1 protein-coding gene and 1 pseudogene are annotated in these 1028 nt (G+C 58.5%); one reads left to right on the forward strand and one right to left on the reverse strand.

What is annotated here, in order from left to right; genetic code table 11:
* The coding region (locus ACLL9E_RS01315) for an aspartate kinase (RefSeq protein ID WP_411289948.1) at positions 1-747 on the reverse strand (747 nt) is incomplete at its 3' end.
* A gap of 54 nt (positions 748-801) precedes the next feature.
* Between ACLL9E_RS01315 and ACLL9E_RS01320 the strand changes: the two are divergent.
* Positions 802-1028, forward strand: a pseudogene (locus tag ACLL9E_RS01320) (bifunctional 2-polyprenyl-6-hydroxyphenol methylase/3-demethylubiquinol 3-O-methyltransferase UbiG); the annotation flags it as partial.

Below are 1028 nucleotides of genomic sequence, written 5' to 3' on the forward strand. Positions count from 1 at the left end.
CACGATCATCGTGCCGGGGATGCTGTCTGCGTCGGGTGCGCTGTCATCGACGAACGAAGACAGCACTTGGATGCGCACGCCCTCTTTCATCGCAAGTCCGACCGAGCGGGTCTGCAACACTTTCGATCCAACCGACGCCAGTTCAAGCATTTCCTCGTAGGTCACAGCCTTCAACTTGCGAGCACGGGCCACGATACGCGGATCGGTGGTGTAGACGCCGTCAACATCGGTATAAATATCGCAGCGGTCGGCTTTGACTGCCGCGGCAACGGCGACCGCAGACGTATCGGAGCCGCCGCGGCCCAGGGTGGTAACCCGGTTATCATCGGTCAGACCCTGAAATCCGGGGATGACGGCGATGTTTCCTGCCTGCATTGATGCCAGCAGTTCACCGGTATCAATGGACCCGATACGCGCTTTGGCATGGGCATCGTCTGTATGGATCGGCATCTGCCAACCAAGCCAGCTGCGCGCTTCGCAACCAAGCGCTTGTAACGTTATCGCCAACAGGCCAGCGGTTATCTGCTCGCCGGCCGCAACCACCACGTCATATTCGGCAGGGTCATATAACGCATTTGCCTCACGGCAGAAGTTGACAAGGCGATCAGTATCGCCAGCCATGGCGGACACCACGACAGCAACTTCGTCCCCACGCTCGGCCTGACGCTTGACCAATTGGGCGACACGGCGGATGCGTTCGGTGCCGGCCATCGACGTGCCGCCAAATTTCATTACAATGCGCGCCATGAAAACCTTCAATAATCGCTATATTACAATCGCGCGTCCTGATAGGGACAGGATATGACAAACGCAAGCTCAGCAACGACAATTAACGCTGCGGAAGCCGCCCATTTCGGCGCTTTGGCTTCTGAATGGTGGGACCCAAAGGGCAGTTCAGCGATGCTGCACAAGCTTAATCCCGTGCGGCTGGCGTTCATCAGAGGCGCGATTGATGCGCATTTCGGCGGCGATGGAAAGGCGCGATATCCGCTTGCGGGCAAAACCGCACTGGACGTGGGCTGCGGTGC

The sequence above is a fragment of the Sphingorhabdus sp. genome, assembly GCF_046596595.1.
GTDB lineage: Bacteria > Pseudomonadota > Alphaproteobacteria > Sphingomonadales > Sphingomonadaceae > Sphingorhabdus_B.